General features: G+C 66.4%; 25 protein-coding genes. 11 read left to right on the plus strand and 14 right to left on the minus strand.

What is annotated here, in order from left to right; translation table 11 throughout:
- Positions 1-38: 38 nt before the first annotated feature.
- Positions 39-485, minus strand: a complete 447-nt coding sequence (locus tag AWC31_RS37180; protein ID WP_085145408.1) for a hypothetical protein — start codon at positions 483-485, stop codon at positions 39-41.
- Positions 486-529: 44 nt separating this feature from the next.
- Between AWC31_RS37180 and AWC31_RS37440 the strand changes: the two genes are divergently transcribed.
- Complete coding sequence (locus tag AWC31_RS37440; protein WP_165765986.1) at positions 530-922, plus strand: hypothetical protein; 393 nt, start codon at positions 530-532, stop codon at positions 920-922.
- Positions 923-1012: 90 nt separating this feature from the next.
- Here AWC31_RS37440 and AWC31_RS18000 read toward each other — a convergent pair whose 3' ends face one another.
- Genes AWC31_RS18000 through AWC31_RS18015 form a run of 4 tightly spaced genes read right to left on the minus strand, consistent with a single transcriptional unit; the run spans position 1013 to position 3897 of the window.
- Positions 1013-1942 (minus strand): LLM class F420-dependent oxidoreductase, encoded by a 930-nt coding sequence (locus AWC31_RS18000; RefSeq protein WP_085145526.1) that lies wholly within the window; start codon positions 1940-1942, stop codon positions 1013-1015.
- 17 nt (positions 1943-1959) lie between these two features.
- Entirely contained in the window at positions 1960-2586 is a 627-nt protein-coding gene (locus AWC31_RS18005; protein ID WP_085145410.1) for a TIGR03085 family metal-binding protein, read from the minus strand.
- 11 nt (positions 2587-2597) lie between these two features.
- Positions 2598-3143 carry a hypothetical protein gene (locus AWC31_RS18010; RefSeq protein ID WP_085145411.1) on the minus strand — a complete coding sequence of 182 codons (546 nt, stop codon included), beginning with the start codon at positions 3141-3143 and terminating at the stop codon, positions 2598-2600.
- A gap of 37 nt (positions 3144-3180) precedes the next feature.
- Positions 3181-3897: an oxygen-binding di-iron domain-containing protein gene (locus AWC31_RS18015; protein ID WP_067853204.1), complete on the minus strand. Its 717-nt coding sequence runs from the start codon at positions 3895-3897 to the stop codon at positions 3181-3183.
- 111 nt (positions 3898-4008) lie between these two features.
- Here AWC31_RS18015 and AWC31_RS18020 point away from each other — a divergent pair, with 111 nt between their 5' ends.
- A complete protein-coding gene (locus AWC31_RS18020; protein ID WP_085145412.1) occupies positions 4009-5562 on the plus strand; it encodes an MFS transporter in 1554 nt (517 codons plus the stop codon).
- Positions 5559-6794, plus strand: a complete 1236-nt coding sequence (locus tag AWC31_RS18025) for a threonine/serine exporter family protein (protein ID WP_234816893.1) — start codon at positions 5559-5561, stop codon at positions 6792-6794. Before AWC31_RS18020 ends, AWC31_RS18025 begins: the two co-directional genes overlap by 4 nt.
- A 4-nt stretch (positions 6795-6798) precedes the next feature.
- On the opposite strand, the gene AWC31_RS18030 is transcribed toward AWC31_RS18025, so the two are convergent.
- From AWC31_RS18030 to AWC31_RS18045, 4 genes are read right to left on the minus strand one after another with little or no spacing between them, the layout of a single operon-like run.
- Positions 6799-7767 (minus strand): ABC transporter substrate-binding protein, encoded by a 969-nt coding sequence (locus tag AWC31_RS18030; protein ID WP_085145413.1) that lies wholly within the window; start codon positions 7765-7767, stop codon positions 6799-6801.
- A gap of 19 nt (positions 7768-7786) precedes the next feature.
- Complete coding sequence (locus tag AWC31_RS18035) at positions 7787-8545, minus strand: ABC transporter ATP-binding protein (RefSeq protein WP_085145414.1); 759 nt, start codon at positions 8543-8545, stop codon at positions 7787-7789.
- Between the two features lies 1 nt (position 8546).
- On the minus strand, positions 8547-9374 hold the full coding sequence (locus AWC31_RS18040) for an ABC transporter permease (protein ID WP_234816894.1): 828 nt from the start codon (positions 9372-9374) through the stop codon (positions 8547-8549).
- Between the two features lie 8 nt (positions 9375-9382).
- Complete coding sequence (locus AWC31_RS18045) at positions 9383-10696, minus strand: aryl-sulfate sulfotransferase (RefSeq protein ID WP_085145416.1); 1314 nt, start codon at positions 10694-10696, stop codon at positions 9383-9385.
- Positions 10697-10853: 157 nt separating this feature from the next.
- Between AWC31_RS18045 and AWC31_RS18050 the strand changes: the two genes are divergently transcribed.
- Positions 10854-11855: a LacI family DNA-binding transcriptional regulator gene (locus AWC31_RS18050; protein WP_234816895.1), complete on the plus strand. Its 1002-nt coding sequence runs from the start codon at positions 10854-10856 to the stop codon at positions 11853-11855.
- A 63-nt stretch (positions 11856-11918) separates the two neighbouring features.
- Complete coding sequence (locus AWC31_RS18055) at positions 11919-13253, plus strand: MFS transporter (protein ID WP_085145418.1); 1335 nt, start codon at positions 11919-11921, stop codon at positions 13251-13253.
- Between the two features lie 152 nt (positions 13254-13405).
- Here AWC31_RS18055 and AWC31_RS18060 read toward each other — a convergent pair whose 3' ends face one another.
- Positions 13406-13801 carry a PIN domain-containing protein gene (locus AWC31_RS18060; protein ID WP_067853220.1) on the minus strand — a complete coding sequence of 132 codons (396 nt, stop codon included), beginning with the start codon at positions 13799-13801 and terminating at the stop codon, positions 13406-13408.
- Positions 13798-14025, minus strand: a complete 228-nt coding sequence (locus AWC31_RS18065) for a type II toxin-antitoxin system VapB family antitoxin (protein WP_110775119.1) — start codon at positions 14023-14025, stop codon at positions 13798-13800. Before AWC31_RS18065 ends, AWC31_RS18060 begins: the two co-directional genes overlap by 4 nt.
- 207 nt (positions 14026-14232) lie before the next feature.
- Here AWC31_RS18065 and dnaK point away from each other — a divergent pair, with 207 nt between their 5' ends.
- Genes dnaK through AWC31_RS18085 form a run of 4 tightly spaced genes read left to right on the plus strand, consistent with a single transcriptional unit; the run spans position 14233 to position 18314 of the window.
- Entirely contained in the window at positions 14233-16095 is a 1863-nt protein-coding gene (gene dnaK / locus AWC31_RS18070) for a molecular chaperone DnaK (RefSeq protein ID WP_085145419.1), read from the plus strand.
- Positions 16092-16709, plus strand: a complete 618-nt coding sequence (gene grpE, locus AWC31_RS18075) for a nucleotide exchange factor GrpE (RefSeq protein WP_085145420.1) — start codon at positions 16092-16094, stop codon at positions 16707-16709. Before dnaK ends, grpE begins: the two co-directional genes overlap by 4 nt.
- Before the next feature lie 40 nt (positions 16710-16749).
- Positions 16750-17928, plus strand: coding sequence for a molecular chaperone DnaJ (gene dnaJ, locus AWC31_RS18080; protein ID WP_085145421.1), 1179 nt, complete (start codon positions 16750-16752; stop codon positions 17926-17928).
- Positions 17925-18314, plus strand: coding sequence for a heat shock protein transcriptional repressor HspR (locus AWC31_RS18085; protein WP_085145422.1), 390 nt, complete (start codon positions 17925-17927; stop codon positions 18312-18314). Before dnaJ ends, AWC31_RS18085 begins: the two co-directional genes overlap by 4 nt.
- 12 nt (positions 18315-18326) lie before the next feature.
- Here AWC31_RS18085 and AWC31_RS18090 read toward each other — a convergent pair whose 3' ends face one another.
- The 3 genes from AWC31_RS18090 to AWC31_RS18100 all read right to left on the minus strand — a co-directional run bounded on the left by AWC31_RS18090 (position 18327) and on the right by AWC31_RS18100 (position 21015).
- Positions 18327-18917 carry a TetR/AcrR family transcriptional regulator gene (locus AWC31_RS18090; protein ID WP_067853235.1) on the minus strand — a complete coding sequence of 197 codons (591 nt, stop codon included), beginning with the start codon at positions 18915-18917 and terminating at the stop codon, positions 18327-18329.
- A gap of 141 nt (positions 18918-19058) precedes the next feature.
- Positions 19059-20243, minus strand: coding sequence for an acyl-CoA dehydrogenase family protein (locus tag AWC31_RS18095; RefSeq protein WP_085145423.1), 1185 nt, complete (start codon positions 20241-20243; stop codon positions 19059-19061).
- A 28-nt stretch (positions 20244-20271) separates the two neighbouring features.
- A complete protein-coding gene (locus tag AWC31_RS18100; RefSeq protein WP_085145424.1) occupies positions 20272-21015 on the minus strand; it encodes an SDR family NAD(P)-dependent oxidoreductase in 744 nt (247 codons plus the stop codon).
- 200 nt (positions 21016-21215) lie between these two features.
- Here AWC31_RS18100 and AWC31_RS18105 point away from each other — a divergent pair, with 200 nt between their 5' ends.
- On the plus strand, positions 21216-22508 hold the full coding sequence (locus AWC31_RS18105; RefSeq protein WP_085145425.1) for an MFS transporter: 1293 nt from the start codon (positions 21216-21218) through the stop codon (positions 22506-22508).
- Positions 22508-24142 carry an AMP-binding protein gene (locus AWC31_RS18110; RefSeq protein WP_085145426.1) on the plus strand — a complete coding sequence of 545 codons (1635 nt, stop codon included), beginning with the start codon at positions 22508-22510 and terminating at the stop codon, positions 24140-24142. Before AWC31_RS18105 ends, AWC31_RS18110 begins: the two co-directional genes overlap by 1 nt.
- Positions 24143-24187 lie beyond the last annotated feature (45 nt).

Here is a 24187-nt window from a genome sequence, read left to right on the forward strand (position 1 = left end):
CGCATGTTCACGTGACATGACTGGCCACTGGCCAACCCCTACGCGCCCTCCTCGGGCGTCGTCGTGTCGGTGGTCGTCGTCGTGGTCGTGGTGGTCGTCGTCGTGGTGGTCGTCGTTGTCGTGCTGGGCGTTGTCGTGGTGGTGGTCGTGGTCGGCGCAGTCGTAGTCGTCGTCTGCGGAACCGTCTCGGTCACGGTCTGAGTCGGCGGCGGCGCGACCGGCGCCACGGCCGATGTCGTGGTCGGTGTGGTGGTCGTGGTGGTTGTCGTAGACGGGGTATCCGAGGAAAACAGCTGCACGAGCGCATAGATGACCAGCGCTGCGATCACCGCGCCGAGCGCGCCGAACCCGATCAGCGCAGCCGGCTTGCGGTACCACGGCACCGGCTCGGGTTCGAGCGGTTCGGTCGGCGGCGGGTACGCCTCGTAATCGCCGTAGCTCTGCGAGTATTGGGTGGGCTCGTCGTCGGAGTAGTTGTTCGACACGCGCAGATAGTAGGCGGCGTCAGTTACCCGGCACGGGATACAACGTGCGTGTCACGTTGGTGCGTGGTCGGCTCCGGCTCGTCGGCGACTCGTCTTCGTCGTCGGTCTCCGACCGCGTGCGCGGGAGCTCCGTCGGCCCCGACGGCTCCGGAGTCGAGGACCCCGACGTGTCCGACGGCGAGGTTCCCGTCGTGCCGGACACATCGGTCGGCAACCCGAACTCGGTGGTGACGGGCGGGCTCGTGCGCGTGATGGTCGGCGTCGTGGTCGCCGCCGAGGTCCCCGACGAGGTCGACGCGAACGTCGGGTCGACGAACTCGATCGGCGCGTCCTGCGGCTTGTCGGCACTGCTCGTCAGCGCCACCACACCCCAAACGACCAGCGCGATCACGGTGAGCGCAGCCACGCTGGCCCCGAGCACCGCCGGTGTCGAATGATGCCAGGGCGGCTCGGTTGTTTGCCCAGGGTCATTCTGGTCACCGGTCACGGGCACCGATACTAACGCCGGCCGATCAGCCCGGCTCGGGTCAGCTCAGCTGGCGAACGACCTCGCTCGCGACGAGGTCCAGATGGTCGAGATCAGCCATGTCCAACAGCTGCAGGTAGACCCGCTGCACACCGGCCTCGGTGAAGGGCGCCAGCTTGTCGACGATCTCCGCGGGCGTCCCGACGAATGGCGAATTGCTGCGCAGCTCGTCCACATCACGGTTGATCGCGGCCGCACGCTTGGCGATCTCGGCGTCGTCGCGCCCCGCGCACACCACGAACGCGGCCGAGTACGTCATCGAGTCGGGCGAGCGGCCCGCGCCGGCCACCGCGGCGGCCACGCGCTCGAACTGCGTCTTGAGCGCGTCGAGCGGCACGAACGGGACGTTGAACTCGGCGGCGAACTCGGCGGCCAGCGCGGGCGTGCGCTTGGCTCCCTGCCCGCCGACGATGATCGGCAGCGGCGTCTGCGTGGGTTTGGGCAGTGCGGGGGAGTTCACGACGGTGTAGTGCGTGCCGGAGAAATCGAACGTCTCGCCGACGGGCGTGTTCCACAACCCGGTCAGGATGCGCAGTTGTTCGGTCAACCGGTCGAACCGTTCGCCCAGCGGCGGGAACGGGATGGCGTAGGCCTGGTGTTCTTCCTCGAACCAGCCTGCGCCGAGGCCCAATTCGACACGGCCACCGCTCATTTCGTCGACCTGCGCCACCGCGATGGCCAACGGCCCCGGGTAACGGAAGGTCGCGGAGGTGACCATGGTGCCGAGCCGGACGGTCGAGGTCTCGCGGGCGATCCCGGCCAGCGTGACCCAGGAGTCGGTGGGACCGGGCAGGCCGTCACCGCTCATCGCCAGGTAGTGGTCCGACCGGAAGAAGGCCGAGTAGCCGAGGGCTTCTGCGGCTTTGGCCACGGCGAGCTGATCGGAGTAGGTAGCACCTTGCTGGGGTTCGACGAAGACACGGAAATCCACGTAACCCACCCTAAGAGCTACAGCCCCCGGTGCGCAGAGCGGAGGGCTGCGACGGCGTCGTCGGGGCCACCGAACGTCACCCGCGCCTGCTCGCGGCCGGCGGCGAACATCAGTAGTTCCCCTGGTTCGCCCGTCACGGTCACTGCGGGGCCGCTGCCGACGGTGGCGAGGGTTTTGCCTTCGGGGGTTCGCAAACTGACCCGTGCCGGAGATTTCGCCATCGCCATGCGGGCCATCGTGGCGACCTGCCGTGACAACGCGTTGACGGTGGCTTCGTCGAGAACCCTTGGCTCCCAATCCGGTTGAGCGCGGCGCACGTCCTCGTTGTGGATGAACATCTCGGCGACGTTGACCAACGGATCGAGCACTTTGAACGGGGAGAACAACGGAGGGCCCGACGCGATCTGATCCACGAGCGTGGCCCAGTCGGTGGAGTCGGTCACCTGCTGTTGCACCTTGGCGGTGTATCCGGCGAGCTTGGGCACCAGGATCCCGGGGGCGGCATCCAGTCGCCGTTCGCGGACCACCAGATGGGCGGCCAGGTCGCGGGCGTTCCAGCCCTCGCACAGCGTGGGAGCATCAGGGCCTGCGGCCCGCATGGACTCGACCAGTGCGGCACGTTCGCGCTGCGCGATACTACTCATGCCACCCGAGTCTAAAAGCTCTCGACACCCTCCACCGCGACAACCATTCCGTGCCCGCTGGCGTCGTTGGTGAACCGGGTGCCGTCGCTGCTGGCCTCGATCGTCCAGCCGAGGGCGGTGTATGTGCGGTAGTCCAGTGTGACCGCCGGGATCGCGCCGAGATTGCCGAGTACCCAACGCATATTGCCGTCGGCGCTGAGTTCGACACCGTTCGCCGGAAGCCCGTCGATGTCGGGTGCGTTGCTGAAGTCCGACTCGCAGCCGATGTCCTGGGTGGACAGCTGACAGCGGGTCTTCCCCGATTTGGTCTCGATGAAGACGTAGCCGTTCTGCGGTTCGAGCGGCGTCGCCCCGGCCGGCGGTTTGGCGCTCGGCGGCGCGGCCACCGTGGAACTCGGTGGCGGGGCGGGGCTGGACCGGGTCGGTCGCGCCGTCGGGAAACTCGGCTCGGTGGGGGACTGCGGGCTCGTGACGGGCGAGCCATCGATGTCGGACTGGCAGCCGGCGAGCACCACGCTCGCCGTCAGCAGGCATCCCAGCAACAGCCGCCCGTTCATCGGGATCAAGGCTACGCACGGGTGGGCGCGTGATGGGTTATGACGCGCCGAGCAGCCCCGCGTAACCGTCGGCGAGTGCGCGTAGCTGCGCGGCGCCGTCGCCGTGGTAGGACGCACCGTGCATGATCGCCAGAGTTGTCGGGTTCCGTTCGGCGAGCTCGTTGAGCGTCGGCACGAGGTTGGTCGTCAGGCCGGTCGCGTGGAACAAGCCCTCGGCGTCCAGTGCGGGCGCCACGCAATCCGATTCGGTGAGCGCCGGACACCGCCCGGTGTGGGTGAACAGGTCACCGGCCAGCAGGGTCGAAGTCGTCTCGTCGAACCACAGCCCGGCTTCCCAGTTGTGCGGGATGTGCGGGGTGGCGATGAACCGCAGCCGGTGCCCGCCGATGTCGTGTACGCCGTCGGGAGCCGCGACGGGAGGCCGGTCGCACAAGTCGGCGAGCGAGAGCATGATCGCCAGCGGGCCGTGGATCACCTCGGCGTTCGGCGCCGCGGCCAACAGCTCGTTCATCGCACCGCATTCGTCGGCCTCGAGGTGGCCGAACGAGATCCAGCGCAGCTTCTCGACCGGGAGCACGCGCTCGATCGCCGCCGACACGGAGCCGAACAGGTGCCGCATCCCGGTGTGGAACAGGAACGGCTCATCGCCGGTCAACAGGAACTGATTGAACGTGAAGCCGTGTTCGGTAATACCGGGAACCCAGGTGGACAACCGGTAGATGTCCGGCGCGATCTCATCGACTGTGGTGTCCATGGGCCCATCGTTCGCCGCGGCGACGCTGCGCGCGGCGGGTTGGCAAATCCGGCATGACAACTCCGGAAAAACTTCGCGAGCCCGCCAGCGGGCTGGCAGGATTTTGCTGCGATGGCCGAGATCGAGATCACCGATCGCCCCAACTGGGTGTCCGGCACGGCCGCAACCATGACGATTCTCGCGACGGGGTTGGCCTCCAGCATCACCGCGGCCGATCCGGTGATCCTGTCCGCGAACATCTCGTCGGTGCGGGCCGGGCTCGACATGACTGCGGGCACCGCGAGCTTCGTCGCCAGCATCGCGACGCTCACGCTGGCCGCAGCGGTCCTCGGCGCGGGCGCCCTCGGCGACAAGTTCGGGATGAAGCGCATGTACACGCTCGGGCTGCTCGGCACGGTCGTGTTCGGTGTCCTCGCCGCCGCGGCCCCCAACGCGCCGGTGTTGATCTTGTGCCGCGCCGCCGAAGGCGTCGCCTTCGCGCTCCTGCTGGGCTTGTCGCTGGCGATCGTCAATGTCGTTTTCCCGCCGGAGAAGCGGGCCGGTGCGATCTCATTGCATCTGGGCGCCGGATTCGTCGCCGCGGTGCCGATGCCCGCGGTCGGAAGTCTGCTGGCGCAGCATGTCGGTTGGCGCGCATGCTTTCTCGTCGCCCCCGCGGTGGCGCTCATCGCCTTGGCGATGGTGCTGCGGTACGTACCCGAAACGCCGCGCAATGCCCGTCGGCTCGATGTGCCCGGTCTGCTGCTGGTCGCCACCGCACTGCTCGCTGTGGTGTACGGCCTGTCGCGGCTGCAGACCGGACTGCATGCCGCGGCAGTCGTGCCGATCGTCGTCGGCGTGATGGCGGCGGCCGCCTTCGTCGTCTTCGAGCTCCGCACGCCCGACCCCGCTCTCGATTTGCGGATCTTCCGCTCCGGCCCATTCAACGCCGCGGTGTTCGCCGGCGTCGCATTCAACTTCCTTTCGGGCGGATCGACGATTCTCTGTGCGTTCTACCTCGTCACGATCCGCGGCGAGTCGCCGACGCTGCTGGGATTGCTCATGGCCCCCGCCGCGCTGTTGTCGGCGATCGCGGCGGCGGCCGCCGGGCGTGCGGCGGCGCGGCTCGGTGAGCGCGCGGCGCTCGTCGGCGGGCTTCTTCTGCTGCTGGGTGCGCTGCTGGTCCTCACGGTGCTCGGCGAGGACAGCCCGATGTGGATATTGTCCGCGGTTGTCGGCCTCAACGCGGTCGGCGCCGCGGTCACCGAAACCATCGAGGCCACCGTCATGTTGAGAACGGCGCCCGTTGAATTGAGTGGCGCGGTCACCGCGGTGAAAAGCGCTGTGGGCCAAGCGGCGTACTCGCTGGGGCCTGCGGTGTTCGCGTTGCTCGGCACCACGCTGTTCGTCCACGCCAGCCGGGACCGGCTCGCCGGCGCAGGCGTCACCGGCGAGGAGGCTCGCGAGGCGTTGCGGGTCGCCCACGGTGGTGCCGGTTCGTCGGCAGGCACCAATGTGCTTGACCCCGAACGGGCCAGGGAAGTCGTCGAAGGAGCGACTGCGGGCATGCTCGGCGCGATCCACACCATGGGCTGGATCCTGACCGCGGTGCCGGTGGCCGCGATCGTCGCGGTGCTGCTCCTGATGCGGGGTACGACGCGGTCACCCGAAGGCGCCCGCCCGTGAAACCGGAGATGGCTGAACCGCTCGACGAGCGCTCGGCGGCCGTCCGCTTCATCGCCCGGCTCGGTTCGGCGATGCTCGGCGCCGACTATCCGGTTCCGATCGTCCGGCGCACGTTGGACACCATCGCCGAGCAATACCGCATCGACTGCCCGCTGCTCGTGCTCCCGAACTTCATCCAAGCCGGCGATCGCGGCCAGACCACGGTTCTGCGTCGCGAGGACCCACTGCGGTACGACCAGACGTTCCCGCTCGGCGAACTCATCCGCCGCGCCACGTCAGGACAGGTCACACCCGAAGAGGGCTGGGCCGAACTCGACCGCATCCACACGCTGTCACGGCGTTTCCCGTCGTGGGTGGGCATCCTCGGGTACGCCGTGCAAAGCGCGGCATACGCGCTGATGCTGCAGCCCACGCTGGTCGCGCTGGTGGCGGCCAGCGGTTTCGGGCTGCTCGTCGGCCTTCTGGAATGGGCGACGCGCCATAACTCCGGCCTTCGGCAATTGCTGCCGGTGCTGAGCGCTTTCCTGGTCACCTACATCGCGTTCACGCTCGGCCGATTGCTTCACATGGGGCACGACAGCCTTCGCGTGCTGATCCCGCCGCTGACGCTGTTTTTGCCCGGTGTGGCGATCACGTTGTCGGTGATCGAATCCTCCACCGGCGACATGGTTTCGGGATCCGCGCGGCTCATGGCGGGATTCCTGCGGCTGGCCCAACTGGCCCTCGGCATCGTGATCGCCATCCAACTGCTCGGCCTGTCCTCGCCGGAGTTGACCGATGCGTCGGTGAACACCCTCGGGCCGTGGGCCCCGTGGCTGGGCGTCGCGGTGTACGCGGTGGGCATCGTGCTCCACCTCGGACCGCCACCCGGATTCGCGAAATGGCTTGTCCTGGTGCTGTTCATCACCTATGGCGCCCAGCTTGCGACCGCTGCGGCATTCGGCGGTTACACAAGCGGATTCGGTGGCGGCCTGGCGCTGATGCTCTGCGCGCTGGCGCTCGGGCGGCTCCCGATGACGCCGGCCGCGCAGGTCATCTTGGCACCGGGGTTCTGGCTTCTGGTCCCCAGCTCGGTCGGCTTGATCGGGATAGCCGAGCTCGCCGGCGGGCAGGGCAGCAACGCGATCATCGTGATGCTGGTGTCGATGATGTCGATCGCCCTCGGATTCGCGACAGGCCTTGCGATCTGGTCCGGCATCATGCGCCGCGGCGATGCCAACCTGGACTACTGAACTCCTAGGACGGCGACTTCGGCAGGAACTGGTTGTCGAGGAACGTGGTGTAGTCCGGCAATTGGACCGACGGATCGATCGACTTCTGCGTCTTGGCCCACTCGCCGAGTTCGGTCAGTTTGGTCGCCAGGTCCGGATTCAGCTGGAGCGTGAAGTCGAATTCGGTGAGCACCGTGCGCAGCATTTCGTGGTCGAGTTGCGTGGCTTTGGCCACGGCCTGTGTCGCAGCGTCGTCTCCTTGCGAGAGCGCGGTTCCGGCGTCGTTGAGTGCGGCGAGGAATGCGGTGATCGCGCCAGACTTCTCGGAGATCGCGGTCGGGGTGGCGATGAAGAGACTGTGCTGGTTGTAAGTGCCACCGGCCAACTGGACGGCATCGGTGCCGAGCGCCTGGACGGTCTGCGCCTGGTAGGGCTGGAAGATCGACACGGCGTCGACGTTGTGCTGGGTGGCTGCCGTCACCATGGCCGATGGCGACACCTGAACAAGTTTGGCCTCGATGCTGTTCTCGGCCAGCGCGTTTGAGATGTAATAGGCCGCGCTGGTGCCGAGTGGGGTACCGATCGACTTGCCCGCGAGGTCGGCGATCGTGTTGATGCCTGCACTGCGCCGGGCGATGATGCGCGAACCTTCCCACCGCGAACCGTCGGCGACGACGCGCAGCGTCGGGGTCCGGGTCAGCGCGGCAGATGTCGGCACATCGGCGGCGGTCGTGATGTCGACCTGGCCGGCCGCGGCGGCTTGCAGCGCCTCGACTCCGGACTGGAAGTTGACGACCTTCACCTTCACGTCGTGCTCGGTGAACAGACCCGTGTCGGCGGCGACGGGTATCTGCGCCCAGGACGGGTCGACGACGAATCCGACCGTCAGCTCGTCGGCGTTCGTGCTGCCCGAGTCCGTGCAGGCAGCGACGGACGTTGTGAGCGCCACCGCGGTCATCGCGGCGGTGATGAACCGCCGTACAGGAGTTTTCACGTTGATCGGTCCTTCGCGTTCAGTGCACGGCGTGGTCGATGCCGAGCTGGTGGTGGAGGGTCTTGCGGATGTCGCTGTAGCCGGCCTGGTCGGCGAGCGTGTCGGCCGGGCGGGGCCGGCTCAACGGGTTGGCGATGTGGTCGACGATCTGCCCGTCGCGCAGCACGCTCACCGAGTCCGCGAGCCGGATCGCTTCGTCGATGTCGTGCGTGACGAACACGATGGTGCGGTTCAACCGAGTCCACAGGTCGATCAGCAGGTCCTGCATGCGCAGGCGGGTGAGCGCGTCGAGCGCGGCGAACGGTTCGTCCATGAGCATCACCGTCGGCTCGCCGGCGAGCACGCGGGCAATGCTGACGCGCTGGCGCATACCGCCAGACAGTTCGGTGGGGCGTTGCCTGGCAACTTCGGCGTGCAGGCCGACGAGGTCGAGAAGCTCGTAGATCCTGTCGTGGCGTTCCGGCTTGCGTACTTTCCTTGCGGCGAGGGCGAAGTCGATGTTGTCGGCGACGCTCATCCACGGGAACAGCACATCGCGCTGGAAGGCGACGCCCCGGCGGGGATTCGGCTCGGTGACGGCTTCGCCGCTGTCCGTCACGATGCCCGACGTTGGGGTGATGAGTCCGGCCAGGCAATGCAGCAGGGTCGACTTTCCGCTGCCGGACGCGCCGACGAGCATGGCGAACGATCCGTCGGGGATGGTCATCGAGATGCTCTTGAGGGTCGGCTCCTGCTTGCCCGGGAATTGCACGACGAGATCACGAGTTTCGAGTGCCATGTCAGTGCTCCTCGCGGGCCCAGCGCGTGAAGGGCGACGTCGCCGCGTTGACGAGCAGGTCGCAGATCGCGCCGACGATCCCGAGGACGATCAGGCAGAAGATCAACCGGTCGGCCTGGGAAAACAACTGCGCCTGATAGATCCGGTAACCGATACCCGCTGTGGTGCCGGTCATCTCGGCGACCACGATCAGCACGAAAGCCATCGCGGCACCTACCCGCAGGCCCGCCGCGATGTCCGGTGCGGCCTCCGGCAGCACCACTTTGCGCAATGTCTGCCACCGGCCCGCCCCGAGGCAACGCGCGGCCTTGAGGTAGTCGATCGGCGTGCTCGCGATCCCGGAGTGACTGTTGATCCACACCGGGACGAACACGCCGAGCGCGATCACGAGTGTCTTGCTGTTCTCGCCCAGGCCGAACCACAGGATGGCCAGCGGGACCAGGCCGATCGTCGGGATCGGTGAGAACACCCGTAACACCGGTTGAAGCAGGTTACGCCCAACCGCGGTGGTAGCGGTGAACACCGCGACGATGACGGCGACTGCGGCTCCGATCGCGAAACCCACTGCGGCCCTGCGTAAACTGGCGCTGATGTCGTCGGCCAGAAGGCCTTCGGCCCACAGGGTCTGCCCGGCCGCGAGAATCTCCGCAACGCTGGGGAACAGCTGCCGCGGGAAGCGTCCGGTGGCGACCACGAGCGACCACACCGCAGCCGCGAGAACAAGCCCCGCCACGGTCCAGCCGAGGGCGCCCAACCGTACGGCCGCGGCCCGCAGCCGTTTTGCGCCCGGTGGCGGGGGTACGCGCACCGCCGGAGTTCGAACTGCCACGCCCGACGTCATGGCCGCAGGTCGACTTCCCGAAGCGGCGACCGCTCGATACCGGGCGGCGTCCATTCGAACGGCACGGCCTGTGCGCGATACACCAGTGCGGTCAGCGTGAGGCGGTCGACGCCGGGGACCCTGGTCTGCTTGACCTCGGGCTCGCCGGCCACGCCGTAGCCCTGGTAGGGGCTGTGGTACTCCCACACGACGTCACCGTCCGGCGTGACCTGAAAGAGCCTGCCCTGCATGCCTTCGGTGATGAGAGTGTTGCCGTTGGGCAGGCGCTGCGCGTTGCTCACGAACGAACTGAAGAACGTCCAGGACGGCAGGCCGGAGTCCTCTGCGGTGTACTGCCATACGATTTCTTTCGTGGCCGGGTCGATCTCGAGCACGCGCGAGCCGGCGTAGATGCCGATCGATGCGGGCGGGTAGCCCGCGCCGCCCTGGTTGTCGAACACCAGGATGTTGCCCGCTCCGGGCAGGTCGGCGGCGATCATGTGCGGGTTGTGCTGACCGGAGGTCTGGTCGAGCGGCCGTGGAACCTTGTGCACGTTGATCCGCTGATGTTGCGAACCGGGTTCGTCGTCGTAATAGGGCCCGACCTTCCACGCGATCGACCCCGACGCCTTGTCGATGAGCGCGACGATGTTGGCCTTGCGGAAGCTCACCAAGATGCTGTCGGGCTGAAACACCGTGTCGGGCTTGGCGTCGTGCCACCGGTTCGGGCCGAGGGATTTCGCGCTGTTCATCTCCAGATATCCCCACGGGTCATTCGGATCGCGAGCCACGGTCTGGCGCAATGCCGCCCAACCGGACTCGGAGAATCCGAACTCGTCGAGATGGTCGCCCGCCAGCCACTGCCACGCGATCTCGCCGTCCGGGGTGACCTCGTACAACCCCTGGTCGCCGACCACATGCTCGCCCAGTCCGGGGACGACGCGCGGCACCGTCACGAGGATCAGGCGGTTGCCGTTCGGCAGTAGCTCCCAGTCGTGGTTCTGCCGCGCGGCACCGCCCGGTGCCTGAGTGCCCCACTCCCACACACGTTCGCCGTCCCAGTCCAATTGTCCGACAGTGCCGTTGGCGTAGATGCCGCCGCGGGCGTCGCCGCTATCCGACAGTTGCACACCCACATCGCCGACGCGTCCGCCGTTGAGTGCCGGGTCGAGGATGCGGGGCGGTACCCCGGCGTACGGCCATTCGTGCACGACGGTTCCGTTGAGGTCGATCAGACGGGTGACCGAATCGGCGCCGGTGAACAGGACGTAGCTGTCGTAGGCGAGTTCGGGGTCCAGGTAGGTGACTCCGGAGAGTCGTACAAAAGCCATGTCAGCTACTCCACCAACGACGTGTTACAACCACGGGTCCTCCTCGTAACGGTTCTAATCGATTAGCGTAATGAGAGCGAACGACGATGGAACCGTCAGAATCGACGTGATCGAAAAGCTGGCGACGGCGAGTTCAAGGAGCGGAGTGTCACCTCGAGTGAGTGGTAAGCGCCCGACGTTGGCCGACGTCGCCAACCGTGCAGGCACATCGACGGCCGTCGTGAGTTACGTACTCAACAACGGGCCGCGGCCGGTGTCAGAAGCATTGCGCGCCAAGGTGATCAGTGCCATCGACGAGTTGAACTACCGGCCGGACCTACGCGCACGGGCGCTGCGCCGGCCGCGCCGCTGGCGGCAGATCGGTCTGCTCGTTCCCGATCTGACCTTGCCCTTGTTCGGCGAGTTCGTCGGGCGCCTCGAGGTCGAAGCCCGGGCCCGCGACCACCTCACCCTGATCGGCAACACCGGATACGACGCCGAACGTGAGCTCGAGTTCGCGACCGCATTCGCCGAGGTCGGCATCGACGGCCTCGTGGTGATCGGCGCCGCGAATGCGCCGCACACCGCGAAGCTGTGCCGTCAGGAACGCATCCCGGTGGTCTGGATGCACAACGTCCGCGGTGACGTCGCAGCCGAGATCGTCGGTGTGAATCATTCCCGCGCAGGCGAACTCGTCGCGCGACACCTGGCCGATGAACACGACTGCACCGACATCGCGTTCGTCGGCGGCTTCACCGAGGCCGACGTTCACCACGGCGACCGCGAGACTGTCGAACAACGATTCACCGGAGTCAGTGCGGTTGCCGGCTCTCGAATCCCGCTTGTCCGTACCGATCTCACTCCGGGCGGCGCCTACGCTGCGGTGAGCACGTTCCTGCGCGAAGGCGACCGGGTCCCGCGCGGGTTCGTCGTGGGCACCTATGGGCAGACGCCCGCCGTGGTCCGCGCCATCGTCGACGCCGGGCTCGACGTCCCCGGCGACGTTCGGGTGGTCGGCTTCGACGGACCCGCCAACGACTACGCACAGCTGCGCCTGACCGCAGCGCAACAGCCCGTCGACGCGATCGTCCGACGGGCGCTGAGCCTGCTGCTCGACGACGGTGCGAGCGGTGACGACCTGGAGCCGTCGCTTCGGGTGGGGGATACGTGCGGATGTTGACCGCGCTCGTGGTTCAGCTCCCGTCCGGCTGGGTACGCATGCCCCACCAGGAGGTCGCGAACGATGTCCGAGCTGTCCCATAACCCGCCCGCCGGTCGGCACTCGTCGATTCGCAAGGTCATCGTCGCGAGCCTGATCGGCACGTCGCTGGAGTGGTACGACTTCTTCATCTACGGAACCGCCGCCGCGCTGGTATTCAACGAGCTGTTCTTCCCGAGTTTCGATCCGTTGGTCGGCACCCTGTTGGCCTTCGCCACGTATGCCGTCGGCTTCGTCGCCCGGCCGCTCGGCGGCATCGTCTTCGGGCACTACGGCGACAAGATCGGCCGCAAGAACGTCCTGGTGGCGACCCTGTTGCTGATGGGCATCGCGACGATGCTGGTCGGGCTGCTGCCGACGCACGCAGCAATCGGAGTCTGGGCGCCCATCCTGTTGGTGCTCCTGCGCTTCCTGCAGGGCCTCGGACTCGGCGGCGAGTGGGGCGGCGCCGTACTGATGACCCTCGAGTCCGGAGACCGCACGCGACGAGGGCTCAATGCCAGCTGGCCCCAGGTCGGTGTGCCGATCGGTCTTCTGCTCGCCAACGGTGTGCTGTCGCTGATGGGCGCGCTCACGTCGGACGAGGCCTTCCTGTCATGGGGTTGGCGCGTGCCGTTCCTGCTCAGCGGACTGCTCGTGGTCGTCGGTCTATGGATCCGGTTGACCATCTCGGAGAGCCCGTTGTTCACCGAGGTCGAGGAAACCGGCGCCAAGTCGAGCGCTCCCATCGTCGAAGTGCTGCGCCGCTATCCGAAGCACATACTGCTGGCCATCGGAGCGCGGGTCGGCGTCGACGTGGCCTTCTACACGTTCGTGCTGTTCGTCACGACGTACATCGCCACCTACCTGGAATTGCCCGAGCAGTACGCACTCAACGCCGTACTCATCGCCGCGGCGCTACAGGTGGTCGCAATCCCGTTCTTCGGTCATCTGTCCGACCGATTCGGCAGACGGCCCGTCATGTTGATCGGTGCGATCGGTGCCGCGGTATGGGTTTTCGCGTTCTTCGCGTTGCTCGACACCGGCCAATTCGGATTGATCGTGCTTGCGGTCATCGTCGCACTCATCCTGCACGCGTCGTTGTACGGGCCGCAGGCGTCGTTCATCGCCGAGATGTTTCCCACCAAGGTGCGCTATACGGGTGCTTCGATGGGCTACCAGCTCGCGGGCATTCTCGGCGGCGCCCTGGCGCCGATCATCTCGGTCGCGCTGCTCGACCGGTTCGGCACGTCGATCGTCGTGTCGGTTTATGCCGTGGCGATGCTTCTGATCACGATCATCTGTGTGTTCATCGCGCCCGAGACATCGAAGATCGATCTGCATGCCGAAGACGTCCCGTTGAGTCACACGAGGCAGTAGCCGACTTGGGGGTTGATGTGGTGTGTCGATCCCTGTGACGAGCGTGCGACTTGTCGTGCCGTTCTTGGCTTTCGGGCACAAGAGCCTGCACGTTCGTCACAGTGCGCCGCAAGGGGAAGTCCGAACCTGACCTGGGCGGATGCCGGGTCTCGTCATGACAGTTGACGTTCGACCAACGCGGGCCGAACTTGGGCTATCCGCGCGTAGTCGCGGTCATGGTGCAGCACACCCGCATTGTGTGACAGTGCGGTCTCGGCGATGAAAAGGTCGGGAATTGCGGTGCGGTGCCACATGCCGCGGTGATGGGCAAGGTCGCGTTGCAACTGTCGTACGCGGTCGAAGATGTCCGGCGGTGCGGGCAATATCGGAAATACCTCACGTATCGATGACCGCTGCTGTTCGTAATCGGCCGCAGAGCGAGCTGAATACAGCCACTCCAATTCGCCGATCGCACACATGGCGAGGTCGGCAAGGTCGATGTCCGGTGGCGGCGATGCGCCGGCCATCAGCCGAATGTGGGCGCTCTTGTCGAGCACCCACACCGTCATCGCCAAGCCTCGTCGGCTTGCAGAACATCCGTGTCGACGGCCTCGGAAGCACGGTTCAGGTGAGTTGCGAGCCGCGCCCGCTTCGCCTCGCGCTCATGTTCGGCGGTGGCGATCAATCGCCGTAGACCTTCTTCCACGGTCGAGCGCAACGTCTGACCCGTGACGCGTTGGGCAGCCTTCACGAGTTCCTCGTCGAGTTCGATAGTCGTGCGCTTCACCGTCATATGTACATATTAATCGGAGAGCAATACATATCGCCTCAGTACGCAATGTGGGCGACCCGGGAACAAAACGCGAGCGGCGCCCGTTGAGCAGATCGACAACAACTTGAGTGACATCGACTCAAGTCTGGGTTGACAACCGATGGTTGGCAGGAGCAGGCTTGAGCGCAGTCCGCTCAGACCCCTATATGTCTATCAGGAGGCAAAACCATGGCTCGTGCGGTCGGTATCGACCTCGGGACCACCAACTCCGTCGTGGCGGTTCTGGAAGGCGGCGACCCCGTCGTCGTCGCGAACTCCGAGGGCTCCCGGACCACCCCATCGGTCGTCGCGTTCGCGCGCAACGGTGAGGTGCTGGTCGGCCAGCCCGCCAAGAACCAGGCTGTGACCAACGTCGACCGGACCATCCGTTCGGTCAAGCGGCACATGGGCAGCGACTGGTCCGTGGAGATCGACGGCAAGAAGTACACCGCGCAGGAGATCAGCGCGCGTGTGTTGATGAAGCTCAAGCGTGACGCTGAGGCCTACCTCGGTGAGGACATCACCGACGCGGTCATCACCGTGCCCGCCTACTTCAACGACGCCCAGCGTCAGGCCACCAAGGACGCCGGCCAGATCGCCGGCCTCAACGTGCTGCGCATCGTCAACGAGCCCACCGCGGCCGCCCTGGCCTACGGCCTGGACAAGGGCGAGAAGGAACAGACCATCCTGGTCTTCGACCTCGGTGGCGGCACGTTCGACGTCTCGCTGCTGGAGATCGGCGACGGCGTCGTCGAGGTCCGCGCCACCTCCGGTGACAACCACCTCGGTGGCGACGACTGGGACGACCGGATCGTCGACTGGCTGGTGGAGAAGTTCAAGGGCACCAGCGGCATCGACCTGACCAAGGACAAGATGGCCATGCAGCGGCTGCGTGAAGCCGCCGAGAAGGCCAAGATCGAACTCAGCTCCTCGCAGAGCACCTCGATCAACCTGCCCTACATCACCGTCGACGCCGACAAGAACCCGCTGTTCCTCGACGAGCAGCTGACCCGCTCGGAGTTCCAGCGCATCACCCAGGACCTGCTGGACCGCACCCGCAAGCCGTTCCAGTCGGTCATCAAGGACGCCGGCATCTCCGTTTCGGAGATCGACCACGTCGTGCTGGTCGGTGGTTCCACCCGCATGCCCGCGGTGACCGACCTGGTCAAGGAACTGACCGGTGGCAAGGAGCCCAACAAGGGCGTCAACCCCGACGAGGTGGTGGCCGTGGGCGCCGCCCTGCAGGCCGGCGTGCTCAAGGGTGAGGTGAAAGACGTTCTGCTGCTTGACGTCACCCCGCTGTCCCTGGGCATCGAAACCAAGGGTGGCGTGATGACCAAGCTCATCGAGCGCAACACCACCATCCCCACCAAGCGGTCGGAGACCTTCACCACGGCCGACGACAACCAGCCGTCGGTGCAGATCCAGGTGTTCCAGGGTGAGCGTGAGATCGCTTCGCACAACAAGCTGCTCGGCTCCTTCGAGCTGACCGGCATCCCGCCGGCCCCGCGCGGTGTGCCGCAGATCGAGGTCACCTTCGACATCGACGCCAACGGCATCGTGCACGTCACCGCCAAGGACAAGGGCACCGGCAAGGAGAACACGATCAAGATCCAGGAAGGCTCCGGCCTGTCCAAGGAGGAGATCGACCGGATGATCAAGGACGCCGAGGCGCACGCCGAGGAGGACCGTCAGCGTCGCGAGGAGGCCGACGTCCGCAACCAGGCCGAGTCGCTGGTCTACCAGACGGAGAAGTTCGTCAAGGAGCAGCGTGAGGCCGAAGGCGGGTCGAAGGTCCCCGAGGACACGCTGACCAAGGTCGATGCCGCGATCTCCGACGCCAAGAAGGCGCTCGAAGGCAGCGACATCTCCGCGATCAAGTCCGCGATGGAGAAGCTGGGTGTCGAGAGCCAGGCCCTGGGCCAGGCGATCTACGAGGCCACGCAGGCCGAGCAGGCTGCCGGCGGCGCCGGTGGCGCAGGCGGATCCGCCAGCTCGGATGACGACGTGGTCGACGCCGAAGTTGTTGACGATGACCGGGAGAACAAGTGAGCCAAGACGATTCGCACGAGCCGGTGACCATCACCGACAAACGGCGCATCGATCCCGAAACCGGCGAGGTGCGTGAGCCGGAGCCGGCCCCTGGCGGGCCGGCCCCGGCCGCGTCCGGCGCCGCGGAATCGGCAGGCGATAGCGACGAGGTCGCCGAGCTGAAGGCCACGCTGCAACGCGTCAAGGCCGAGTACGACAACTACCGCAAGCGGGCGCTGCGCGATCAGCAGCTCACCGCCGACCGGACCAAGGCCGCCGTCGTTACCCAGCTGCTGGGCATCCTCGACGACCTGGACCGGGCCCGCAGCCACGGTGACCTGGAATCGGGTCCGCTCAAGTCGGTTGCCGACAAGCTCGTCAACGCCCTTGAAGGACTCGGCCTTTCCGGGTTCGGCGAGGAGGGCGACGAGTTCGACCCGTCGTTGCACGAGGCCGTGCAGCACGAGGGTGAGGGTACCCATCCCATCGTCGGGACCGTCATGCGCCGCGGGTACAAGGTCGGCGAACAGGTGGTCAGGCACGCCCTGGTCGGCGTTGTCGACACCGTGCCGGATGCCGAAGCAGCGGATAACCCGGACGCCACGGGCGCGCAGGCCGCAGAATCAGACAAATAGACAGAACAACTAGAGAGATGAGGTAAGGAGGTGGCGCAGCATGGCCCAACGCGAGTGGGTCGAAAAGGATTTCTACAAAGAACTCGGCGTCTCCTCTGACGCCAGCGCCGACGAGATCAAGAAGGCCTACCGGAAACTGGCCTCCGAACTGCACCCCGACCGGAACTCCGACCCTGGAGCCGCGGAGCGGTTCAAGGCGGTGTCCGAGGCGAACAGTGTTCTGTCGGACCCCGCGAAGCGCAAGGAGTATGACGAAACCCGGCGGCTGTTCGCCGGTGGCGGCTTCGGTCGCCGATTCAACACCGGCGGGAACTTCGGTGGTGGTGGTGGATTCAGTTCCGACGGAGCCGAATTCAACCTGGGTGACCTGTTCGACGCCGCCGGTCAGGCCGGCGGCGCGAACATCGGCGATCTGTTCGGTGGGCTGTTCGGCCGCGGTGCGCAAGCCCGGCCGAGCCGGCCGCGCCGCGGCAACGACCTGGAAACCGAGACTGAGCTGTCGTTCCTGGAAGCCACCAAGGGCGTGGCAATGCCACTGCGGCTGACGAGCCCGGCCCCGTGTACGAACTGCCATGGCAGCGGTGCACGGCCGGGCACCAGCCCGAAGGTATGCCCGAACTGCAACGGCTCCGGTGTGATCAACCGCAATCAGGGAGCATTCGGCTTCTCCGAGCCATGCACCGAATGCCGGGGCAGCGGTTCGATCATCGAGCATCCCTGCTCGGAGTGCCAAGGAACGGGCGTCACGACCCGCACCCGCACCATCAACGTGCGGATACCTCCCGGTGTCGAGGACGGCCAGCGGATTCGCCTGGCCGGTCAGGGCGAGGCCGGTCTGCGCGGTGCGCCGTCCGGTGACCTCTACGTGACCGTGCATGTGCGGCCGGACAAGGTGTTCGGGCGCGACGGTGACGACCTGACGGTCAGTGTTCCCGTGAGTTTTCACGAATTGGCGCTCGGGACAACACTTTCCGTGCCCACGCTGGAAGGCAAGGTCGGCGTGAGGGTGCCGAAGGGCACGTCCGACGGCCGCATCCTGCGGGTGCGCGGACGTGGTGTGCCCAAGCGGTCGGGTGGCCACGGGGACCTGCTGGTCACCGTGAAGGTCGCCGTGCCGCCGAACCTGGAAGGTGAAGCGGCCGAGGCATTGGAGGCCTACGCAAAAGCCGAGCGGGCCAGTGGTTTTGACCCGCGTGCTGGATGGGCAGGCAACCTATGAGCAAACGCAAAGAGGAAGCCCGCACGTTTCTGATCTCGGTGGCCGCCGAGCTGGCCGGTATGCATGCGCAGACCCTGCGCACTTACGACCGACTCGGCCTGGTCAGCCCGCAACGCAGTTCCGGTGGCGGGCGGCGTTATTCGGAGCGCGACGTCGATCTGCTGCGTGAGGTGCAGCGGCTCTCGCAGGATGAGGGCGTCAACCTCGCAGGCATCAAACGCATCATCGAGCTGACCAATCAGGTCGACGCGCTGCGCGCCCGGGTGTCAGAGCTGACCCAGCAGGTGGAGCAGCTCACCGCCGCCAACCAACACCGCGATGTGTCGGTGTCGTCCAAGGCCGTCGTCCTGTGGCAGCCCGCCGCTCGACGGCGGCATTCGCAGTAGCCGGGGCAGCCGTCAGGCCCCGGCAGGCGGCGCGCTCATGCCGACGATGACCGTGTCGAGGAAGTCGTCGGCGATTTCTTCCGGGCTGCGTGGCCCGTCCAGCGTGAGCCAGAGATAGCTGTAGTTGAACATCCCGAGCAGGCCCTTGACCATCAGGGTCGGCAACGGATGGAACTGGCCTTCGCGCACCGCCTGATCCAACGCGTTGCGCCAGTGGGCCTCATACCGCTCGCGAGCGGCGATGACGCGGTCGCGCCGCTCGCCGGTCAACGCGTGATACTCGCGGAAGAAGACCGTCCATTCGGCCCGGTGTTCGGCGATGTTGCGCAGCAGCGCCCGCGCAAGCCCGCGCAGCCGCTTCTCGGGGTCCTTCTCCGTCAGTGCCAGTTCGTCCGCCAGCTCGTTCATCTGCGCGAGCTGGCGGCTGCTGATCTCGTAGAGGATCGTTTCCTTGCTGCCGATGTAGTGGTACAGGGCACCGCGACCGAGACCGACCGCGGCACCGAGGTCAGAGATCCCGGTGCCGTGATAGCCGGACTTCGCGAACAACTCCGCAGAAATACGCAGGATTTCATCCCTGTTCGAGTCGTATTTCTTGCTCATCGCCGTCGTGCTCCCTCGTACATCCTGACCAACAAGCCTATGGGGTCACGGTGCGACGCGGAGAACGAGGGCCTGACCTTGGCCGCCGCCTCCGCGCAGTGCCGCTACGCCGACTCCACCGCGCCGAACCGGCATGTCTCATCATCGGGTGCTGGCGTCGAAGGCGTCGGCGAACGAATACCCGTCGAGCAGTTGGCCTGCCGTCACCAGGTACTGAATGGTGGGCGTCCCCTCTTCAAGCCAGTTGAGCCGGGCATCGCGGTACAACCGCTCGATCGGATGTGCCCGCGTGTATCCGATGCCACCGTGGATGAGCAGGGCCCGGTCGGTCACCCGGCCCACCGCCTCAAGGCCGAACAACTTGCACATGCTCGCCTCGGCGGGAATACGCCGGCCGCTGTCCCACTTCTGCGCGGCGTCGGCCAGGAGTCCGCGCAGCGCATAGACATCCGTGGCCATCTCGGCGAGATAACGCTGGATGGCCTGGCGCGTGCCGATCGGCTTGCCGAAGGTCACGCGCTCCTTTGCGTGCGCGATGGACAGCTCGAGCGCCCGCTCGGATGTTCCGAGTGAACTCGCGGCGATGAAGACGCGGCTGATCTCGAGGGCGCGTTCGAGGTGTTGGCCACCTTCGCCTTCCGCCCCGATCAGGGCGGTTGCAGGAACGCGCACCGACGACAGCGTGATGTGCCCGTGCTCACCACCCTTGCAGCCCATGGTCTCCGGAAGCGGCTGGATCGAGAGTCCCTCGGTGTCGCGGGGAACCAGAAATGCCGACACCTCGGTGGCGTCGGTCTTGGCGAACACGATGAAGTGAGAGGCAATGTCGGAGTTGGTGATCAACCATTTCTCACCGTTGATCAAGTACTCGTCACCGCTCCGCACGGCCGTCGTCCCGAGGTCGGCGCCCGTCCCGTGCAGCGGCTCGGTCAGCGCGAACGCCACCGAATGACGGCCGGTCGCGGCACCGAACAGCACCGCGGACTTCTGCTCGTCGTTGCCGATCTCCGACAGCGCATGCGCGAACGAATTGTGCACGTGCACGAGGACGCGAAGTCCCCCTTGGATTTTGGCGAACTCGGCGATGATCGGCAGATACTGGGCGATCGACAGCCCGCTGCCGCCGTATTCGCGCGGCACCAGGAGGCCGAACGCGCCCACCCGCTCGAGGATGGGCAGCACGATCTCGTTCGGTACCCGCTCCTCGTCCTCGATGCGTTGTTCGAGGGGATCCAGTTCCGACCAGATCGCATCGAAGATCTGATCTCGCAGTGCTCGGTACTCGGCGTCCGGCAGGCCGATCGTGTGATCGAGGGTTGCGGTCATATCGTGTGGCTCCTTGTCTCGGTGGTTATCACAGGGCCCAGCCGCCGTCGGCGGTGAGGACGGATCCGGTGCAGAACGTCGCGTCTTCGCTCAGAAACACTGCAGCCTTGGCGATTTCGTCGACGGTGCCGAACCGGCGCAGCACGGTGGCGTTCTCAATCCGCTTGCGGGCGGCCGGCGGTACGGCGTCGGTCATGTCGGTTTCGACGAAGCCAGGCGCCAGCACGTTGACGCGGATCTGGTCGCGGGCAGTTTCTTTCGCGAGCGAGCGCCCGAAGCCGATCATGGCCGCCTTGGCGCTGGAGTAGGCGGTGTCGCCGGCATGCCCGATCAGGCCGACGACCGACGAGACGAGCACGACACTGGGGGAGATGCCTTGTGCGAGATGGGGCAGTGCCGCGCGGGTCAGCGACACGGTGCCCCGGATATTGGTTTCGACGACGTTCCACCACGCTGCGGGGTCGACGTCGGTCAGCAGCCCACCGGCCCACTGTCCGGCATTGAGAATGGCGGCATCGAGCCGACCCCAATCGGACACCACGCGTTCGACCGCGAGGACCGCCGACCGTTCGTCGGACATGTCGAAATGCACCGGCAGCACGTGCTCGGGCGCGTCGGCGGCCAGCTTCTCCGCTCCGTCCCGCCTGCTGCGGTAGGTACATCCCACCCGTACGCCCCGCCGGGCCAGAGTCGCGGTGATCGCGGCGCCGATACCTCGCGAGCCGCCTGAAACCAGGACCACGCGGGGTGGTCCGTCATCGTTCTGCTCCACGAGCGCGACTGTACTGATCGATCCAAGAATTTGGCAACAGGTGGAGATAAGTACGCCTTTTACTCGGTAAATAAGCCCAGATCCGGTTCTGGACTTTATTGGACTGATCAGTACAAGACCTATTGCGTCGAGGTTGGCGGCTGTGCTAGAGATGTGACTGGCAACACACATGAGTGCACCCAGTGAGGGAGTGTTTGGACGTGACAGTCATCGACGACGGAAGCAGGGTCGGCACTGTCCGACCCGCAAAAGTCGCATTCGCGAGCTTCGTCGGCACCGCAATCGAGTGGTACGACTTCTTCATCTTCGGGACGGCAGCGGCCCTGGTGTTCGGGGTGGCGTTCTTCCCGACCCTCAGCCCGCTGTCGGGGACCCTGGCCGCATTCGCGACGTTCGGTGTTGCCTTTGTGTCGCGTCCGGCCGGTGCGATCGTCTTCGGACATTTCGGGGACCGGATCGGCCGCAAGAAGATGTTGGTGTTCTCGCTGGTGCTGATGGGGTCGGCCACCGTCATGATCGGGCTGATCCCCACCTATGACCAGATCGGTTTGGCCGCACCGATTCTGCTGGTGATCGCGCGTCTGCTGCAGGGCTTCGCCGTGGGTGGAGAGTGGGGCGGCGCAGTGTTGATGGCCGTCGAACACGCGCCCCCTCGGCGGCGTGCGTTCTACGGGAGCTTTCCGCAAGCCGGTGTGCCTGCCGGCCTCGTGCTCGCCACGTTTGCGTTCCTGATCGTCGAGCGCCTATCCGACGAGGACCTCATGGCGTGGGGCTGGCGCGTGCCGTTCCTCGCGAGCTCGGCCCTGCTGCTGGTCGGAATGTACGTCCGGCTGAAAGTGACGGAATCCCCTGAGTTCGAGCGGGTTCGGCGCAGCGAGAAGATCGTGCAGCGGCCGATCGTCAGCGTCCTCCGCTTCCAGCGGCGTCCGTTGGCGGTGGGCGTCTTCACCCAGGCCGCGTCGCTCGTGCCGTTCTACCTGGTGACGGTGTTCGTCCTGTCGTACGGGCCGAAGGAACTGGGCCTGTCGCGCGAGACGATTCTGTTGAGCCTGCTCGCCGCATGCGTTCTCGACATCGTCACGGTGCCCTATGCCTCGATCGTGGCGGATCGGGTGGGGCCGCGAAAGATGTTGATCTACGGCTCCGTCTACATGGCCGCCATCGGCTATCCGTTCTTCTGGCTACTCCAGACGGGCAACGGGTGGGCAGTCCTGCTCGCGATGATATTGATCGTCACGATCGGCCATGCCGTGACGTACTCGGCGGTCGCCGCGTATGTGGCGGGTCTGTTCCCGGCCGATGTCCGATACACCGGGGCTTCGGTCGCCTACCAGATGGGCGGTGTCGTGTTCAGCGCGCCCGCACCGTTCATCGCCGTCACGCTGGCGTCGTCGATCCCGGGTTACTGGGCGTTGGCGGCTTACCTCGCGACCGCGTGCGCGGCGACGGTGCTGGTTCTGACCTTCTCCAAGACTGCGAAAGTGAGCCACTGATGTCCGCTGACAATCCTTCGGCGACCGACCAGGCCTGGGCTGCCATCGAATCCCGTCTCGCCCGCAATCCGTTCGGTGACGACTTCAACACCGCGCACGAAGCCTGCACGCGGTACGCCACCGATGCCGGGCGGTTGGCCTTGACGGTACGTCACGAGGACGGTTCCGCGGATCGGTGGACGTATCACGAGCTCGACAGGCAGGCGGCCAAGGCGGCGCGGGTGTTCGCGCGAGCGGGTTTGCGGCCGGGAGACCGGGTGGCCGGCCTGCTTTCGCGGCAAGTGGAGAGCTGGATCACCGCGCTGGCGGCCTGGCGCTCGGGGCTCGTGTACGTGCCGCTGTTCGGCGGATTCGGGGCCGAACCGATCGCCGCACGCCTCGCCGCGGCCCGTGCCGAAGCCGTTGTCGTCGATCCCCGCTACCGCGAAACCCTGGCGGATGCGCAAGGCTTCGCAGACCTCGACCTGACGATAGTCACGACCGGAAAGTGCGAAGCTGCAGGCGAATTCGCCGATAAGTCGTTCTGGGCCGAGCTGGACGCTGCCGACGCCGACGGTCCCGTCGTGCCCACCACTTTGACTGACGCCGCAACCGTGCTGTTCACGAGCGGTACCTCGGGAACACCCAAGGCATGTCTGATGACCCACGCGGCCTTTCTGTCCGTGATGCCCTATGCCACCAGTGTTCTGGCTTTGGGCCGTGACGACGTCGTGTTCTCGACGGCAGACCCGGCGTGGGCGTACGGGCTGTACACCACCGGGGCGGCGGTGATGGCGTTGGGCGTGCCCCGGATCATGTACTCCGGGCCGTTCGTGCCCGAGAAGTGGCAGCGCGTCGTGCGCGAAGAACGGCCGACCGTCGTCACCACCGCGCCGGCCGCATTGCGGCGGTGGACCGACACGCTGATGGACGACGGTGTGCCGCCGAGCCTGCGCGCCGTCGCCGCGGCCGGTGAGCCACTCACCGGCGCGGTGGCCAGTGCCTGGTCTGCCACCGGTGCGCCCGCCGTGCGCAACGGATACGGGCTGTCGGAAGTGGGAATGCTGTTGGGCGACACCCATGGCCCGGATGCGCCGTCACATCCGGGGAAGCTGTCGGGCGTGATTCCGGGCTTCGAGGTCTTTCTGGCGAATCGGGACGGTGAGCCGGTGGACGAGGACGAATCGGGTTTGATTGCGGTGCGCCGGCCCCGGCACCAGATGTCGGCAGGCTACGAGAACGCGCCCCACCTGTGGGCGCAGAGATGGCGCGGTGAGGTCTTCCTCACCGAAGACCGCGCCGTGCGCGACGGCGACGGTCGCTGGCAGGTCCTCGGCCGCGACGACGACATCATCGTCGCATCGGGCCACAATGTCAGCCCGGTCGAAGTGGAGAACGCCCTGTTGCAGCATCCCGGCGTGGTCGAGGCAGCGGCCGTCGCACACGACGACGCCTCGTACGGCAACGTCGTGCGCGCGGTCGTCGTCCCCGCGGAAACCGTGGAGGACACGACAGCGATGGTTCAAGAACTCAAAGCCATTGTCGCTCAGCATGTCGGACGCTATGCCGCGCCGAAAGTTGTGGATTTCGTGGGTGATCTTCCCCGCACCGAGCTCGGCAAGCTGCGTCGTTCGGCACTGCGCGCCGCACGGTGACAACCCGCATTCCGCACATTCAGAAGGGAATAATTGTGGCACTTG

The sequence above is a fragment of the Mycolicibacterium wolinskyi genome (assembly GCF_002101965.1).
GTDB lineage: Bacteria > Actinomycetota > Actinomycetes > Mycobacteriales > Mycobacteriaceae > Mycobacterium > Mycobacterium wolinskyi.

What these genes read in the sequence shown, in the direction of transcription:
- AWC31_RS18005 (WP_085145410.1), bottom strand. Translation starts at nt 2,586, where the DNA reads ATGAGTAGTATCGCGCAGCGCGAACGTGCCGCACTGGTCGAGTCCATG.
- AWC31_RS18010 (WP_085145411.1), bottom strand. Translation starts at nt 3,143, where the DNA reads ATGAACGGGCGGCTGTTGCTGGGATGCCTGCTGACGGCGAGCGTGGTG.
- AWC31_RS18015 (WP_067853204.1), bottom strand. Translation starts at nt 3,897, where the DNA reads ATGGACACCACAGTCGATGAGATCGCGCCGGACATCTACCGGTTGTCC.
- AWC31_RS18020 (WP_085145412.1), top strand. Translation starts at nt 4,009, where the DNA reads ATGGCCGAGATCGAGATCACCGATCGCCCCAACTGGGTGTCCGGCACG.
- AWC31_RS18035 (WP_085145414.1), bottom strand. Translation starts at nt 8,545, where the DNA reads ATGGCACTCGAAACTCGTGATCTCGTCGTGCAATTCCCGGGCAAGCAG.
- AWC31_RS18045 (WP_085145416.1), bottom strand. Translation starts at nt 10,696, where the DNA reads ATGGCTTTTGTACGACTCTCCGGAGTCACCTACCTGGACCCCGAACTC.
- AWC31_RS18055 (WP_085145418.1), top strand. Translation starts at nt 11,919, where the DNA reads ATGTCCGAGCTGTCCCATAACCCGCCCGCCGGTCGGCACTCGTCGATT.
- AWC31_RS18060 (WP_067853220.1), bottom strand. Translation starts at nt 13,801, where the DNA reads ATGACGGTGTGGGTGCTCGACAAGAGCGCCCACATTCGGCTGATGGCC.
- AWC31_RS18065 (WP_110775119.1), bottom strand. Translation starts at nt 14,025, where the DNA reads ATGACGGTGAAGCGCACGACTATCGAACTCGACGAGGAACTCGTGAAG.
- dnaK (WP_085145419.1), top strand. Translation starts at nt 14,233, where the DNA reads ATGGCTCGTGCGGTCGGTATCGACCTCGGGACCACCAACTCCGTCGTG.
- dnaJ (WP_085145421.1), top strand. Translation starts at nt 16,750, where the DNA reads ATGGCCCAACGCGAGTGGGTCGAAAAGGATTTCTACAAAGAACTCGGC.
- AWC31_RS18085 (WP_085145422.1), top strand. Translation starts at nt 17,925, where the DNA reads ATGAGCAAACGCAAAGAGGAAGCCCGCACGTTTCTGATCTCGGTGGCC.
- AWC31_RS18090 (WP_067853235.1), bottom strand. Translation starts at nt 18,917, where the DNA reads ATGAGCAAGAAATACGACTCGAACAGGGATGAAATCCTGCGTATTTCT.
- AWC31_RS18095 (WP_085145423.1), bottom strand. Translation starts at nt 20,243, where the DNA reads ATGACCGCAACCCTCGATCACACGATCGGCCTGCCGGACGCCGAGTAC.
- AWC31_RS18110 (WP_085145426.1), top strand. Translation starts at nt 22,508, where the DNA reads ATGTCCGCTGACAATCCTTCGGCGACCGACCAGGCCTGGGCTGCCATC.